The organism is Pseudomonas sp. p1(2021b) (assembly GCF_020151015.1).
Lineage (GTDB): Bacteria > Pseudomonadota > Gammaproteobacteria > Pseudomonadales > Pseudomonadaceae > Aquipseudomonas > Aquipseudomonas putida_K.
The window spans coordinates 4,287,528-4,300,009 of the sequence record NZ_CP083746.1 but is presented as its reverse complement, the minus strand read 5'-3'; the positions used below and the strand labels follow the sequence as shown (position 1 = coordinate 4,300,009).

Sequence of the window (12,482 nt, the reverse complement as noted above, 5' to 3'; positions counted from 1 at the left end):
TACCTTTGCCCGCTTTTCCAATTCCGAGCCCCCTGGAGAGCGCCATGTCCGCCGATCTCGAGCATATCCGTCAAGTCATGCGCGAGGCTGACTGCCTGTACACCGAAGCCGAGGTCGAAGCGGCCATCGCCAAGGTCGGCCAGCAGATCTGCCAAGACCTGCACGACAAGAACCCGGTGGTCTTCTGCGTCATGAACGGCGGCCTGATCTTCGCCGGCAAGCTGCTGACCCACCTGCAGTTCCCGCTGGAAGCCTCCTACCTGCACGCTTCGCGCTACCGCAACCAAACCAGCGGCGGCGAACTGTTCTGGAAAGCCAAGCCCGAGATCTCGTTCATTGACCGCGACGTGTTGATCGTCGACGACATCCTCGACGAAGGCCATACCCTCAGCGCCATCATCGACTTTTGCAAGCATGCCGGTGCCCGCTCGGTGCACACCGCCGTGCTGATCGACAAGGACCACGACCGCAAGGCCAGCCCGGACCTGAAGGCGAACTACGTGGGTCTGCCGTGCGTCGACCGCTACATCTTCGGCTACGGCATGGACTACAAAGGCTACTGGCGCAACGCCAACGGCATCTTCGCCGTCAAGGGCCTGTGACCATGCGCCAGCCCGCATTCATCGACCACACGCTGTTTGCCGGGTTGGCGCAGAAGGCCGCCGGCAACCCGCGCGGCCGCCAGCACCACAACTTCCACCAGATGGAAGAGCCCTGCCACCGGATGGCCGTCGGCCTGCAACCGACCACCTACATCCCGCCCCATCGTCACCTGAGCGATGACAAGGCCGAGGCATTGATCGTGCTCAAGGGGCGCCTTGGCCTGCTGATCTTCGACGACCATGGCGTGGTGATCGACAAGCGCGTATTGGCGGCCGGGGGCGATTGCCTGGGCGTCGACCTGGCGCCAGGCACCTACCATGGGCTGGTGGTGCTGGAGGCCGACAGCATTCTGTTCGAGTGCAAGGCCGGACCGTATCGGCCGGTGGGCGGGGGCGAGCATGCCCACTGGGCGCCGCGCGAAGGCGAAGAAGGCGTGGCCGAGTACCACGCCTGGATGCGCACGCAGTTCGAGTGATTCCGCGGCTGCGTTGCGGCCCTTTCGCGGCGCAACGCGTCCCCACGCGCTTGCGCCCAGCACCATGCTAGAGTGCTCCTCCCTGCCAAGGAGCCTCACATGCGTGCGATTCTTCCCTTCCTGCTGGTGGTGAGCCTGCCGCTGTCCGCGGCACCGTTGCATGGCCAATTCCTGCCGCCCGACGATCTGACCCTGCGCCAGCAAGCCCCTTCGGCTCAGCAATTGTTGCAGGTCACCGACTATTCGGTGGTGGCCGGCATCCAGCGCCAGTCCGACCAGCAACCGATCCCGATCACCTCCTCGCTGTTGCTGCGTCTGAAGGGCAAGCCGCTGAGCAAGGGGGCGACCATCAGCCAGGTGCTGGTCAATTTCGATGGGGAAGGCGGCAAGAGCCTGAAGAAGCCTGCCTACGATGAGAAAACGCGGACCTTGACGTTGAGCTACCCGATGGCCAACTACCGCGTGATCATGGATCTGCTGCGCAACGAAACCCTGTACGTGCAGTTTCTCACCTACCCCAACGGCCACGTGTGGGCCGACCTGCATACCGGCACCGTTCGTACGCGTTGAGGCCCGTGGCCCACGAGGGGTACACTGCCGGCCTTTGAAATGTCCGTGATGGTCCACTTGGAGTCGGCAATGCGTAAAGACAAGAAGCAGGTGATTGGTGACGAGATCAGCGACGACTACGTCAAGACGTTCCTTCGGTTCGAGCCGGCCGATGCGCTGACCTCGCCTTCGCTGCACAAGCTGGTCAAAGCCTACCGTGGCCTGCGCGTCGACGACTTCGAGCGCTTCGTCGGCTTCTTCGTCGAGGCTGGCCTGGACCTGGACGGCAAGGACGAACAGGGCAAGACCTTCGTCGAGCTGATTGCCGACCAGCGTAATGCGGCCGAGTACATCGAGATCATCAATAACGCCCGAGGCTGAGATGTAGGCCTGTACCGGCCCTATCGCGGGGCAAGCCCGCTCCCACCAGGTACTCGTACACCTGTAGACGCGGGCCTGTCCCGCGATAGGGCTGACACCGATACATCAGCCACAAAAAACGCCCCGAAGGGCGTTTTTTCGTTGCAGGCCGACTCAGGCGTAGTGCTGCGCCGGGCTGCTGTCCTCGACCATTTCCAGCGCTTCGTCGTTCTGCGCGCTGATCTTGTGATAGAGCGCAGCATCGGTCGCCAGGACCTTCTCGCGGGCCGGGAAGATCTCCTTGAGCTTGGCAGCCCAGGCACCCTTGGCCTGCTCGGGGAAGCAGCGTTCGATCAGCTCGAGCATGATCGACACGGTCACCGAAGCGCCTGGCGAGGCGCCGAGCAGCGCCGCGAGGCTGCCATCCTGGGCCGACACCAGCTCGGTACCGAACTGCAGGATACCGCCCTTCTTCGGGTCCTTCTTGATGATCTGCACGCGTTGGCCGGCGACTTCCAGGCGCCAGTCCTCGGCCTTGGCTTCAGGGTAGAAGCGGCGCAGGGACTCCAGGCGCTGTTCCATCGACTGCATCACTTCGCTGACCAGATACTTGGTCAGGTCCATGTTGTCGCGGGCCACGGCCAGCATCGGGCCGATGTTGCCCATACGTACCGACAACGGCAGGTCGAGCAGGGAGCCATGCTTGAGGAACTTGGTGGTGAAGCCTGCGTACGGGCCGAACAGCAGGGACTTCTTGCCATCCACCACGCGGGTATCGAGGTGCGGGACCGACATGGGCGGCGCGCCGACCGCAGCCTGGCTGTAGACCTTGGCCTGGTGCTGCTTGACGATCTCCGGGTTGTCACAGCGCAGCCACTGGCCGCTGACCGGGAAGCCACCGAAGCCCTTGCTCTCGGGGATACCGGACATCTGCAGCAGCGGCAGGGCCGCACCGCCGGCGCCGAGGAACACGAAGCGGGCATCGACTTCACGGCTGCCGCCGCTGTTGACGTCCTTGATGCTGACGGTCCAGCCGCTGCCGTTGCGACGCAGGCCGACGACTTTCTTGCTGTACTTGACCTGGGCGTCCGGGCAGTTGCCCAGTTGCTTGAGCAGCTTGTTGGTCAGGGCGCCGAAATTGACGTCGGTACCTTTGATCACGCGGGTGGCGGCGATGTGCTGGTCGGCTGGGCGGCCTGGCATCATCAGTGGCATCCACTCGTTCATCACGGCCTTGTCTTCGGTGTACTCCATCTCGGCGAAGGCGTGATGCTGCTTGAGCAGCTCGAAGCGCTTCTTGAGGAACGCAACGCCCTTGTCGCCTTCGACGTAGCTCAAATGCGGCACCGGGTTGATGAAGGCGCGTGGCGAGCCGAAGCCGCCCTTGCGAATGAGATAGGCCCAGAACTGGCGGGACACCTCGAACTGGGTATTGATATGCACGGCCTTCTTGATGTCGATGCTGCCATCGGCGGCCTGGGGCGTATAGTTCAGCTCGCACAGGCCAGCATGGCCCGTCCCTGCGTTGTTCCAGGGGTTGGAACTTTCCGCGGCACCGGAGTCCATCGCCTCGACGACCTCCAGCTTGATCGACGGGTCGAGTTCCTTGAGCAGTACGGCCAGGGTGGCACTCATGATGCCCGCGCCTACCAGTACTACATCAACCGATTCGTTCTGCGCCATTTAACGCGTCTCCACAATCTACAGCACCTAATTGACAGCATAGGATCACTGGGGTGGCCAGGATCGCCATGTCCGACTCTTCGCAGTTCTTGCCACTTCCGCGGACACTGCCAATTCAGTCTTGGTGTTCACATAGTGAACGCCGTTTGCCACGGGTGCGGCAATGCGACTTATGGTCAAGGTGTCCGCCGTGCGGTATGGACCGGCCTCAGCACCCCATCGAGGATGAAGGCTGTTGTCGTCTGTTCGAGGCTGTTCGGGACGCATCTGTCGCTTTTGCACATGCCAGACTGTTCATTTTGCTCGCCACACTCTTGTGAAGTTTGAAAAACCCGTTTTTTCACGTTCTTTTGGAACGTGAACCTCAAAAGGGACTGCGCGATGGCAACCCACAGGTTCATGCAGTGCGAAGGCCGGGAACAGCAGGCACGACAGCCGATGCAAGACCTGAGTGGAAGGCTCTCTGTGGGCGAAGCGTCGAAGGTGCCGTGGTCAACGGCGATGCGGGGCCCGATCAGGAGACGTCCTTATAATCGGGGGGAGATTATAACGATGTCGCGGGCAGAAAGGTGCGCTTAATGGCTTTTTATTGCTGCGTTTGTCAGGCCGGCAGGGTGCGTTGTTGCCAGCGACGGCTTGCGCGTGCGCAAACCCGGGCACTGGCCGGTAGTGGCTGGCCCAGCCAGCCCAGGTGCGCTTCGTTGACCTGGACCCAGCTGCTGCCGTCGGGCAGCCGAGTGCAGTGCATGAACCCAAGGCATCTGCCGTCGGCGTCGAGGCGGGCGTAGGTGTTCTGGCGGGGGCGGGAGAAAAGCAGGTTCCAGAGCGAGGCCATGGCGAGCGATCCTGTTCGTTCGGTCTGGCCACAGGATAGGTGCAGGGCATGAAACCAATGTGACAGCGCGCCCGCTCCGATGACTGGTTCGCGCGCGACTGGGTATACTGTGGGCCTTTGCCGCATTTTCTGGAGAAACGCGCATGTTGCAACGACTGTTGTTCGGTTTGATCGCGGTGACCAGCCTGAGCCTGGTCGGTTGTGCCCACAGCCCGCAACAACTCAGCCCGCAACCCAAGCTCACCGCCCAGCTCAACCCGGTCGGTCGTGGCCAGCCGGTGGTGGTCAAGGTGGTCGACGGGCGTGCTTCGCAGTCCCTGGGCACCCGCGGTGGCATGTACCCTGAAACCAGCACCATCAGCGTCAGTGGCAATGACATCGTGCCCAAGCTGCAGGCCCAGGCCGAGGCGGCGGTGCGCCTGCTCGGCTTCACCCCGACGCCCAACGCCTACAATGCCCCGCAGCTGACCGTGACCCTGGCCGAGCTCAAGTACCAGTCGCCCAAGGACAACCTGTACGTGACCGAAGCCACCATTGGCGCCACCTTCCGTGCCGACGTGTCCAACGCCAACCGCCGCTACAGCGGCCGCTACGGCGCCTCGCTGGACCAACGCTTCGGCATGGCGCCGAACCAGGAAACCAACACCAAGCTGGTGGGTGACGTGCTCAGCGATGCCCTGACCCGCCTGTTCAAGGACCCGACCATCGGTCAGGTGCTGGGCGAATAAGCGTTACGCGTTAATAAAAAGCCCGCTGCTCGGTCATCCGGCGGCGGGCTTTTTTGTGTGTCTGGCGATTGTCGGGGCGGCGTAAGGCCGCTCCTTGCAGATGTGGCGTCAGGCTGCGGCGATGTGGAAATCGATCACGCTCAGGCCTGTGCCCGGGTCGACTTCCGGCAGGTCCTGGTGGGCATGGCCGCCCAGCGCGCAATAGACCAACCACTGGTGATCCTGGACGTTGATGGCTAAGCCGTCGATCAGCGCCTGCTGTTCATCGCTCTGGGTGACGAGATAGAGGCGGTCCTGGTTTTCGGCGTGCAGCATGTCTCGCTCCGTTGTAGGAAAAGGCCGACAGAGTGGCGTCTTCTCATGACGAGCGTGTGACAGATGAAATTAACGACAGCTGGTCGCAAAAACCGGGCGTCAGAGGCGGGCTTGGGTAGAATGCCGGCCTTCGCTGTCGTTCTTTGTCTTTACCGAGGTTGTTGCGATGTCCTTGCAAGTGCTCTGGGGATTCCTGGCCGCCCATCCAGCCAAGTTGATCAACCTGCTTGCCCTGCTGATCACCTGCCCGGGCGGCATGTTGCTGCACAGTGCCCGGCGGCGAGAGGCGGTGGTGCGCGAGCGCGTGGTGAGTGACGAGGTGGCGGTCGATGCCTTCGGTCAACGCGTGCCGCGCTATTACTACATCCTCGGTTTTTCCTGCCTGGCCATGGCGCTGCTGCTGTCCTGGTTCAGCACCTGGATCTGAACACCTGATAACCCTGTGGGGCGGGCGAGCCCGCACCCACGGCAAGCCTGTCAGGCAACCGGGCTTTGCGCCTTGACCTGATACTGGTTGCGCACCGGCGTTGCGTACTGCTGCACCAGGTACGGCTGCTGCTCGGTCGGGCAGGCGTCCAGGCGGCGCTGCCATTCTTCCTTGGCCTTGGCCAACTCCTCGGCCGGGAACAGCTGCTGCGCACTCGGCACCTGCAAGGCCGGGTCTGCCTCGCTCCACATCTCATACGCCAGGTAATGCACCGGGAACAGGCGATAGCCGCCGAGAATCTGCCGGTCGATTTCTTGCGCCAGCTGCTTGGTGTCCTCGTAGTACTCGGTCACCGGGGGCGCGAAATTGATGTGGACCCGGCCCTTGTAGCCGGTGATGCCCTGGGCGATGCTGTTGTCGTCTTCGCCGGGCGCCTTCTTGTAGGTGCCGGTGGTCGCGCGGATGTACAGCTCTCGGGCCTTGGCCAGGTCGCATGGGTCGTACTCGTAGCTGATCGACACCGGGATCAGGTTCAGGCCCTGGATCACCGCGCCGAACGGCTCGTCCTTGCGGCTCATGTGGAACATCTTGAGGATCGCCGAATCGGTACGGTCGTCGCCGTCCTTGGCTCGCCCTTCGGCCTGGGCGATCCAGATCGATACGCAATCATTGCGGATCGAGTGGTTGATGTAGGCCGACAGCAGCTGATAGGCGGCCAGCTTCTCCCGGCGACCGCTCAGCGAGCGATGCACGATGAAGCTCTTGTTCAGGCGCATCATGTCGCTGACGAAGGGCTTTTGCAGCAGGTTGTCGCCAATGGCGATGCGTGGCGTCGGCAAGCCGGCGTGGTACACCGCGTAATTGACGAAGGCCGGGTCCATGACGATGTCCCGGTGGTTGGCCAGGAACAGGTAGGCGGTGCCCGACTTGAGCTGTTCGACGCCGGAATAGGTCACGCCGTCCGTGGCTCGCTCGATGGTCTGGTCGACGTAGTACTCGACCTTGTCCTGCAGGGTCGAGACGCATTTGACGCCGGCGAACTCCTTGCGCAGGCGACGGGCGATCAGCGGCTTGAGCAGCCAGCCGAAGGCGCCGGCTGCGCGCGGGAAGCGGAAGTGGGTGAGGATATCCAGGAATGCCGGGTCGCTGAGCAGGCGTGCCAGGACAGCAGGCACCTCAGCGTCGTCGTACGGTCGGATGGCATCGAATTCGCCCATCATGCTCTCTTGTTGGAAACGGCTAGGGTAATAAGTAGGGGTGGGGCCCGAAAAACGGCTCGGACACACGCAGGCCCTGTAAACAGACCGGCAATTATACGCATAAGTCAGCGCGGAGGCCGCGATGCTGGAGATCGACTTCTATCGTTGTCCCTATTGCGGCGAAACGGTGGAGACCACCGTGGACATTTCCGGTGGCGACCAGGTCTATACCGAAGACTGCCAGGTCTGTTGCCAGCCCATCGTGTTCATCTTGCAGGTGCATGGTGACGAATGGATGCTCGAAGCACGACGCGAGGATGACGCTTGATGAAACGGATCTACGAACCGGAAAGCCTGATGGAGGCGCAGTTGCTGGTGGGCATGCTCGCCAGCGAGGGCGTCGAGGTGCACCTGGTGGGGCGCGACCTGGTCGGCGGCGTGGGTGAATTGCCGATGCAGGGATTGCTGGGCCTGGCGGTGCCTGATGAACAGGCCGGGTACGCACGGCAGCTGATCGATGCGTACAATGCGGCCCTGCCACTTGCCGGCGACGAACCGGAGAGTTTTCCCGGAACCCTGATCTGCTGAGTTTTTTATCGCCATGTGTGGACGCTACGCCCTGTTTCGCTGGTCCCCGGCCTTTGCCGCCTTGCCGGGCTACCCCGCCGACCAGCAGGCGCAATGGAGCATCGCCCCAGGCGCTTCGGTGCTGATCCAGCGCCAGCTCGATGGCCAGCTGCAGCTGGCCAGGGCCCGCTGGGGGCTGACCCCGGCGTGGCTCACCGACCTTTCCCGCACCCCGGCCCAGGCCCGCGCCGAAACCTTGGCCGAGCAGCCGATGTTCCGCGACGCCTTTCGCCAGCGACGCTGCCTGATGCCGGCCAACGGCTTCTACGAATGGCGCGGCACCGTGCGCAAGCGCCCGTACTGGCTCACACCGGGAGAGGGGGCATCACTGTTTTTCGCCGGGGTGTGGGAAGAATATCCGGTGCAGGGCCAGGTATGGCTGAGCTGCGCGGTGGTGACCCAGGCGGCGATGAATCAGCGCCGGCCATTGATCCTCGACGAAGCGGGGCAGGCGGCCTGGCTCGACCCGGATACACCATTGGCGCGCTTGCATGAGCTGCTGGCCAGCCGGCCAGCAGCGTTGCGCGAGCGGGCGCTGGCGCATTTCGTCAACGATCCGAAGCTCGATGGGCCGGAGTGCCTGACGCCGGCTTGACGAGGGCGCTTTGCGCCCCAATCGCGGGACAAGCCCGCTCCTACACCCGCGCTGGGGCCTGATTCCTCAGACCCGGAACTGATTGATCAACCGGCGCTGCTGCTCGGCCAGCTTGGTCAGCTCGGCACTGGCCTGACTGGACTCGTCCGCACCGCCGGCCACTTCACCGGCCACCTGGCCGATATTGATGACGTTGCGGTTGATGTCCTCGGCCACTGCGCTCTGCTGCTCGGCAGCGCTGGCGATCTGGGTGTTCATGTCATTGATCACCGACACCGCCTGGGTAATGCTTTCCAGTGCTTCGGCGGCGCGGCTGGCCTGCTGCACGCTGTCGTCGGTCTTGCCCTGGCTGTCTTCCATCACCCGGACCACTTCACGGGTTCCCTGTTGCAGCTGCTGGATCATCTGCTGGATTTCCTCGGTGGCCTGCTGGGTCTTCTGCGCCAGGTTGCGCACCTCGTCGGCGACCACCGCGAACCCTCGGCCCTGCTCGCCAGCTCGGGCGGCTTCGATGGCGGCGTTGAGCGCCAGCAGGTTGGTCTGCTCGGCGATGGCGCGGATCGCCACCAGGATCGCATTGATGTTCTCGCTGTCGCGGGCCAGGGTCTGCACCACGGTGACCGCGCGGCCGATCTCGGTGGCCAGGGCGCTGATCGAGTGGGACGTGTCGCGCACGATCAGCAGGCCTTGGTTGGCGGCCTGATCGGCGTTGTTCGCGGCCTGGGCGGCATGGGTGGCGTTGCGTGCCACGTCTTGTGCAGTGGCGGTCATTTCCTGCACCGCAGTGGCCACCTGGTCGATCTCGGCCATTTGCTTGTGCACGCCCTGGTTGGTGCGGATGGCGATGTCGGCAGTGTGCTCCGACGAGTCACTGACCTTCTGCACCGAGCCGACCACCTGGCTGATCATCGCCTGCAGCTTGGCCAGGAAGGTGTTGAAGCCCTTGGCGATGGCGCCCAGTTCGTCGGCGCGGTCGCTGTGCAGGCGACGGGTCAGGTCGCCTTCGCCCTGGGCGATGTCATCGAGCATGGCGACCATCTGGCGCAGCGGGCGGGCGATGCCGTGGGCCAGCAACCAGATCACCAGCAGGCCGACGGCGGCGATGCCCAGGCCTACCAGGGTCATGCCGGTGATATCGGTACGGCGTTGCTCGGCCAGGTCCTGCTGCAGTTTGTGCACGTCCGCCATGACGGTGCTCAGCGGCAGCTCCAGCAGCAGGGACCAGCGTGCAGCCGTGTTGGCGACCCGGAACGGCAGGTACAGCTCGATGCGGTCCTTGGCCTCGTCGACTTCGTAGTGCAGGTCTTCGCCGCTCAGGTTCTTCAGCGTACCGGCCTGCTCGGCGTCCAGTACGTCATCGGCCTTTTCGCCGAACTTGGATGCGTCGCGGGTGTAGGCCACCAGGCGGCCATTGCTCGATACCAGGGCCAGTTCGCCGGCGCCGCCGTACAGCTGCTGGTCGGCGGCATTGAGCAGGTCCTGGATGAAGTCCACCGACAGGTCGGCACCGGCGATGCCCTGGAACTGGCCGTTGACCAGGATCGGTTCGACGAAGGAGGCGAGCATGACGGTCTTGTCGCCGACCTTGTACGGCGCCGGGTCGATCACGCAGGCCTTTTTCGACTCCTTCGGGCACAGGTAGTACTCACTGGCACGCACGCCGGTGGCCAACACCGTGTGGTCGTCGACATCGATCAGCTTGTCCTGGCCGAGGCTGCCGTCACCATTGCGGAACCACCAGGGCAGGAAGCGGCCGGTGGCGCTGTCGACGCCCACCAGGTTGCTGCCGACATAGCGCGCATCGTCGTGGTCCAGCGCGTTGGGCTCCCAGCCCAGGTAGGCGCCGAGCACCGTCGGGTTGACTTCCACGGTGCGCTTGAGCTGGTTGGCCAGGTGCTCGCGGTCGATGCGCATCAGCGGCTGGCCGTCAGCACCTTGCATGCCTATCATCGCGTTGCTGGTGGCCATGCTGCGGGCGATCAGCAGGGGCGCTTCGAGGCCGCGCTGGATCTCGCTGACCTGGGTGCGGGCGAGGGCGGCCAGGCGTTGCTCGATCACGCTCTCGAACTGCTGGCGGGTGCGCTCCTGCACCAGCGCCTGGGTGCGTTCGCCGGCATACACGGCATACAGCACCAGGGCCGCGACAATGCTCAACACGATGGCGCCGGCAAGGGCTGCCACGGAAAACTGGATCGACTTGAACTTCATGGGGCACCGCGCACTCAGGAGGGTCGTTATCCCGGGTTATCGGCGGGGTAATACCAAAGCATGAGGGGGCGCGGATAAATCTTCCCTGCGGCTCTGGCGAGGCCAGGCGACTCGGCCTAGGATACGCGGCATGTAGAAAGGGAGTGTTTTCATGCGTAGATCATTCGTTGCCAGCCTGCTGGGCACCAGTATCCTGCTGGCCGGTTGCCAGGCGGTGAATACCACCAGTGGTGGTGCCGTGGGTGTGGACCGTCAGCAGTACATGTTCAGCATGCTCTCGACCGACCAGGTCAACCAGATGTATGCCCAGTCCTACCAGCAGACCCTCAGCGAGGCGTCGACCAAGGGTGAACTGGACAAGACCAGCGCCAAGGCCAAGCGCATCCAGGCCATCGCCGACCGCCTGATCGCCCAGGCGCCGAAGTTCCGGCCCGATGCCGCGCAATGGAACTGGGAGGTCAACCTGATCAAGAGCGATGAGCTCAACGCCAACTGCGGCCCAGGCGGCAAGATCATCTTCTATACCGGCCTGATGGATAAACTGAAGCTCACCGATGCCGAGATCGCCGCGGTGCTGGGCCATGAAATCGCCCACGCCCTGCGTGAGCATGGCCGCGAGGCGATGTCCAAGGCCTATGGCGTGGAAATGGCGCGCCAGGGCGCCGGAGCCCTGTTCGGCCTGGGCCAGGGGGGCATGGCGCTGGCCGATACCGTGGTCAACTACGCCATGACCCTGCCCAACAGCCGTTCCAACGAGAACGAGGCTGATCTGATCGGCCTGGAACTGGCGGCCCGTGCCGGCTACGACCCGAATGCCGCGATCACCTTGTGGAACAAGATGGACCAGGCATCGAACGGCGCGCCGCCCGAGTTCATGAGCACCCACCCGGCATCCAGCAGCCGGATCGCTTCGCTGCAGGCGGCGATTCCGAAGGTGATGCCGCTGTATGAGGCGGCTCGGAAGTAAACAAAGAAGCCCATCGCGGCACAAGCCCGCTCCAGGGTTGCGCAAGATCCTGGAGCGGCCTTGTGCCGCGAAAGGGGCGCAAAGCGCCCCCTGTCTCAGACCCAACCGCTGGCCTTCATCGCCGAATACACCGCGACGATGGCCAGCACGAAGAACGCCGTCGCTGCCAGGCGACGAATCAGGGTCAGCGGCAGTTTTTCCGCCGCGAAGTTACCCGCCAATACCACCGGCACGTTGGCGATCAGCATGCCCAGGGTGGTGCCGATGATGACCATGATCAGGTGAGGATACTGGGCCGCCAGCATGACCGTGGCCACCTGGGTCTTGTCACCGATCTCGGCCAGGAAGAACGCGATCAAGGTCGTGACGAACGGGCCGAAGCGGCGTGCGGCGCTGTTCTCATCATCGTCCATCTTGTCCGGTACCAGGGTCCACAAGGCTGTGGCGGCGAAGCTCGCAGCCAGGATCCAGTGCAATACCGTGTCGCTGAAGAAACTACTGACCCAGGCGCCTACGGCACCGGCGGCGGCATGGTTGGCCAGGGTGGCGGCGATGATGCCGGCGATGATCGGCCAAGGCTTGCGGAAACGGGCGGCGAGGATGAGTGCGAGCAATTGCGTCTTGTCGCCGATCTCGGCGAGGGCAACGATGGCGGTGGGGACGAGCAACGATTCCAGCATCAGGATTCCTACGGGGCGGGCCGACACGGCTATGACACGTACGACCTCCCCGCCCCGGGTAAGGTGTGCGTGTCATAGGTCTTGTCAAACCCGTGATCCGGCGGTGCGGATCGCTCTCTATGGAGCTTGGGTCGCACGCGCCATGGCCTGTGGGCCAAGTGTGTTGACGCGTGCCAGGCGAGCTGGGCGCTCGCGGGAGACTACTCCCCTAGGACGGTGCGGATTCTGCCT

The 12,482-nt window shown here is 63.7% G+C and carries 16 protein-coding genes, 1 pseudogene and 1 riboswitch; of the genes and pseudogenes, 10 read left to right on the top strand and 7 right to left on the bottom strand.

What is annotated here, in order from left to right:
• Positions 1-44 precede the first annotated feature (44 nt).
• From K8374_RS20045 to K8374_RS20030, 4 genes are all read left to right on the top strand, one after another.
• The gene (locus K8374_RS20045) at positions 45-602 is read left to right on the top strand and encodes a hypoxanthine-guanine phosphoribosyltransferase (protein WP_084858579.1); all 558 of its coding nucleotides are present in this window, start codon (positions 45-47) and stop codon (positions 600-602) included.
• 2 nt (positions 603-604) lie between these two features.
• On the top strand, positions 605-1,078 hold the full coding sequence (locus tag K8374_RS20040) for a WbuC family cupin fold metalloprotein (RefSeq protein WP_224456914.1): 474 nt from the start codon (positions 605-607) through the stop codon (positions 1,076-1,078).
• A gap of 99 nt (positions 1,079-1,177) precedes the next feature.
• Positions 1,178-1,648 (top strand): hypothetical protein, encoded by a 471-nt coding sequence (locus tag K8374_RS20035; protein WP_224456913.1) that lies wholly within the window; start codon positions 1,178-1,180, stop codon positions 1,646-1,648.
• A 69-nt stretch (positions 1,649-1,717) separates the two neighbouring features.
• Positions 1,718-2,008, top strand: coding sequence for a PA4642 family protein (locus tag K8374_RS20030; RefSeq protein WP_224456912.1), 291 nt, complete (start codon positions 1,718-1,720; stop codon positions 2,006-2,008).
• Between the two features lie 153 nt (positions 2,009-2,161).
• Here the strand turns inward: K8374_RS20030 and mqo are convergent, their stop codons facing one another.
• Positions 2,162-3,670 carry a malate dehydrogenase (quinone) gene (gene mqo / locus K8374_RS20025; RefSeq protein WP_084858575.1) on the bottom strand — a complete coding sequence of 503 codons (1,509 nt, stop codon included), beginning with the start codon at positions 3,668-3,670 and terminating at the stop codon, positions 2,162-2,164.
• Positions 3,671-4,271: 601 nt separating this feature from the next.
• Positions 4,272-4,505: a hypothetical protein gene (locus K8374_RS20020; RefSeq protein ID WP_224456911.1), complete on the bottom strand. Its 234-nt coding sequence runs from the start codon at positions 4,503-4,505 to the stop codon at positions 4,272-4,274.
• A 143-nt stretch (positions 4,506-4,648) separates the two neighbouring features.
• Between K8374_RS20020 and K8374_RS20015 the strand changes: the two genes are divergently transcribed.
• The gene (locus K8374_RS20015) at positions 4,649-5,233 is read left to right on the top strand and encodes a YajG family lipoprotein (protein ID WP_224456910.1); all 585 of its coding nucleotides are present in this window, start codon (positions 4,649-4,651) and stop codon (positions 5,231-5,233) included.
• A 108-nt stretch (positions 5,234-5,341) separates the two neighbouring features.
• Here the strand turns inward: K8374_RS20015 and K8374_RS20010 are convergent, their stop codons facing one another.
• Positions 5,342-5,548 carry a hypothetical protein gene (locus K8374_RS20010; RefSeq protein ID WP_224456909.1) on the bottom strand — a complete coding sequence of 69 codons (207 nt, stop codon included), beginning with the start codon at positions 5,546-5,548 and terminating at the stop codon, positions 5,342-5,344.
• A gap of 166 nt (positions 5,549-5,714) precedes the next feature.
• Here K8374_RS20010 and K8374_RS20005 point away from each other — a divergent pair, with 166 nt between their 5' ends.
• On the top strand, positions 5,715-5,975 hold the full coding sequence (locus K8374_RS20005; protein WP_084858571.1) for a hypothetical protein: 261 nt from the start codon (positions 5,715-5,717) through the stop codon (positions 5,973-5,975).
• A 50-nt stretch (positions 5,976-6,025) separates the two neighbouring features.
• Here the strand turns inward: K8374_RS20005 and K8374_RS20000 are convergent, their stop codons facing one another.
• Positions 6,026-7,195, bottom strand: coding sequence for a 1-acyl-sn-glycerol-3-phosphate acyltransferase (locus tag K8374_RS20000; protein ID WP_224456908.1), 1,170 nt, complete (start codon positions 7,193-7,195; stop codon positions 6,026-6,028).
• Positions 7,196-7,316: 121 nt separating this feature from the next.
• Here K8374_RS20000 and K8374_RS19995 point away from each other — a divergent pair, with 121 nt between their 5' ends.
• From K8374_RS19995 to K8374_RS19985, 3 genes are read left to right on the top strand one after another with little or no spacing between them, the layout of a single operon-like run.
• A complete protein-coding gene (locus K8374_RS19995; RefSeq protein WP_084858569.1) occupies positions 7,317-7,502 on the top strand; it encodes a CPXCG motif-containing cysteine-rich protein in 186 nt (61 codons plus the stop codon).
• On the top strand, positions 7,502-7,762 hold the full coding sequence (locus K8374_RS19990) for a putative signal transducing protein (RefSeq protein WP_084858568.1): 261 nt from the start codon (positions 7,502-7,504) through the stop codon (positions 7,760-7,762). The genes K8374_RS19995 and K8374_RS19990 overlap by 1 nt, the downstream gene beginning before the upstream one ends.
• A gap of 13 nt (positions 7,763-7,775) precedes the next feature.
• A complete protein-coding gene (locus K8374_RS19985) occupies positions 7,776-8,396 on the top strand; it encodes an SOS response-associated peptidase (RefSeq protein ID WP_224456907.1) in 621 nt (206 codons plus the stop codon).
• 66 nt (positions 8,397-8,462) lie between these two features.
• Here the strand turns inward: K8374_RS19985 and K8374_RS26580 are convergent, their stop codons facing one another.
• The gene (locus K8374_RS26580; RefSeq protein WP_411969660.1) at positions 8,463-9,167 is read right to left on the bottom strand and encodes a methyl-accepting chemotaxis protein; all 705 of its coding nucleotides are present in this window, start codon (positions 9,165-9,167) and stop codon (positions 8,463-8,465) included.
• A gap of 198 nt (positions 9,168-9,365) precedes the next feature.
• A pseudogene (locus tag K8374_RS26575) lies at positions 9,366-9,425 on the bottom strand (hypothetical protein); the annotation flags it as partial.
• Between the two features lie 1,330 nt (positions 9,426-10,755).
• Here K8374_RS26575 and K8374_RS19975 point away from each other — a divergent pair.
• Positions 10,756-11,571, top strand: a complete 816-nt coding sequence (locus tag K8374_RS19975; RefSeq protein WP_224456905.1) for a M48 family metallopeptidase — start codon at positions 10,756-10,758, stop codon at positions 11,569-11,571.
• 95 nt (positions 11,572-11,666) lie between these two features.
• Here K8374_RS19975 and K8374_RS19970 read toward each other — a convergent pair whose 3' ends face one another.
• Positions 11,667-12,248: a TMEM165/GDT1 family protein gene (locus tag K8374_RS19970; RefSeq protein WP_196154629.1), complete on the bottom strand. Its 582-nt coding sequence runs from the start codon at positions 12,246-12,248 to the stop codon at positions 11,667-11,669.
• Between the two features lie 23 nt (positions 12,249-12,271).
• A riboswitch (yybP-ykoY riboswitch) is annotated at positions 12,272-12,472 on the bottom strand.
• Positions 12,473-12,482: the final 10 nt, after the last annotated feature.

Coding starts and splice junctions, on each gene's coding strand:
- K8374_RS19985 (WP_224456907.1), top strand. CDS start 7,776: ATGTGTGGACGCTACGCCCTGTTTCGCTGGTCCCCGGCCTTTGCCGCC.
- K8374_RS26580 (WP_411969660.1), bottom strand. CDS start 9,167: ATGACCGCCACTGCACAAGACGTGGCACGCAACGCCACCCATGCCGCC.
- K8374_RS20045 (WP_084858579.1), top strand. CDS start 45: ATGTCCGCCGATCTCGAGCATATCCGTCAAGTCATGCGCGAGGCTGAC.
- K8374_RS20005 (WP_084858571.1), top strand. CDS start 5,715: ATGTCCTTGCAAGTGCTCTGGGGATTCCTGGCCGCCCATCCAGCCAAG.
- K8374_RS20030 (WP_224456912.1), top strand. CDS start 1,718: ATGCGTAAAGACAAGAAGCAGGTGATTGGTGACGAGATCAGCGACGAC.
- K8374_RS20010 (WP_224456909.1), bottom strand. CDS start 5,548: ATGCTGCACGCCGAAAACCAGGACCGCCTCTATCTCGTCACCCAGAGC.
- K8374_RS19975 (WP_224456905.1), top strand. CDS start 10,756: ATGCGTAGATCATTCGTTGCCAGCCTGCTGGGCACCAGTATCCTGCTG.
- K8374_RS20020 (WP_224456911.1), bottom strand. CDS start 4,505: ATGGCCTCGCTCTGGAACCTGCTTTTCTCCCGCCCCCGCCAGAACACC.
- K8374_RS20000 (WP_224456908.1), bottom strand. CDS start 7,195: ATGATGGGCGAATTCGATGCCATCCGACCGTACGACGACGCTGAGGTG.
- K8374_RS20035 (WP_224456913.1), top strand. CDS start 1,178: ATGCGTGCGATTCTTCCCTTCCTGCTGGTGGTGAGCCTGCCGCTGTCC.
- K8374_RS20040 (WP_224456914.1), top strand. CDS start 605: ATGCGCCAGCCCGCATTCATCGACCACACGCTGTTTGCCGGGTTGGCG.
- K8374_RS20015 (WP_224456910.1), top strand. CDS start 4,649: ATGTTGCAACGACTGTTGTTCGGTTTGATCGCGGTGACCAGCCTGAGC.
- mqo (WP_084858575.1), bottom strand. CDS start 3,670: ATGGCGCAGAACGAATCGGTTGATGTAGTACTGGTAGGCGCGGGCATC.
- K8374_RS19990 (WP_084858568.1), top strand. CDS start 7,502: ATGAAACGGATCTACGAACCGGAAAGCCTGATGGAGGCGCAGTTGCTG.
- K8374_RS19995 (WP_084858569.1), top strand. CDS start 7,317: ATGCTGGAGATCGACTTCTATCGTTGTCCCTATTGCGGCGAAACGGTG.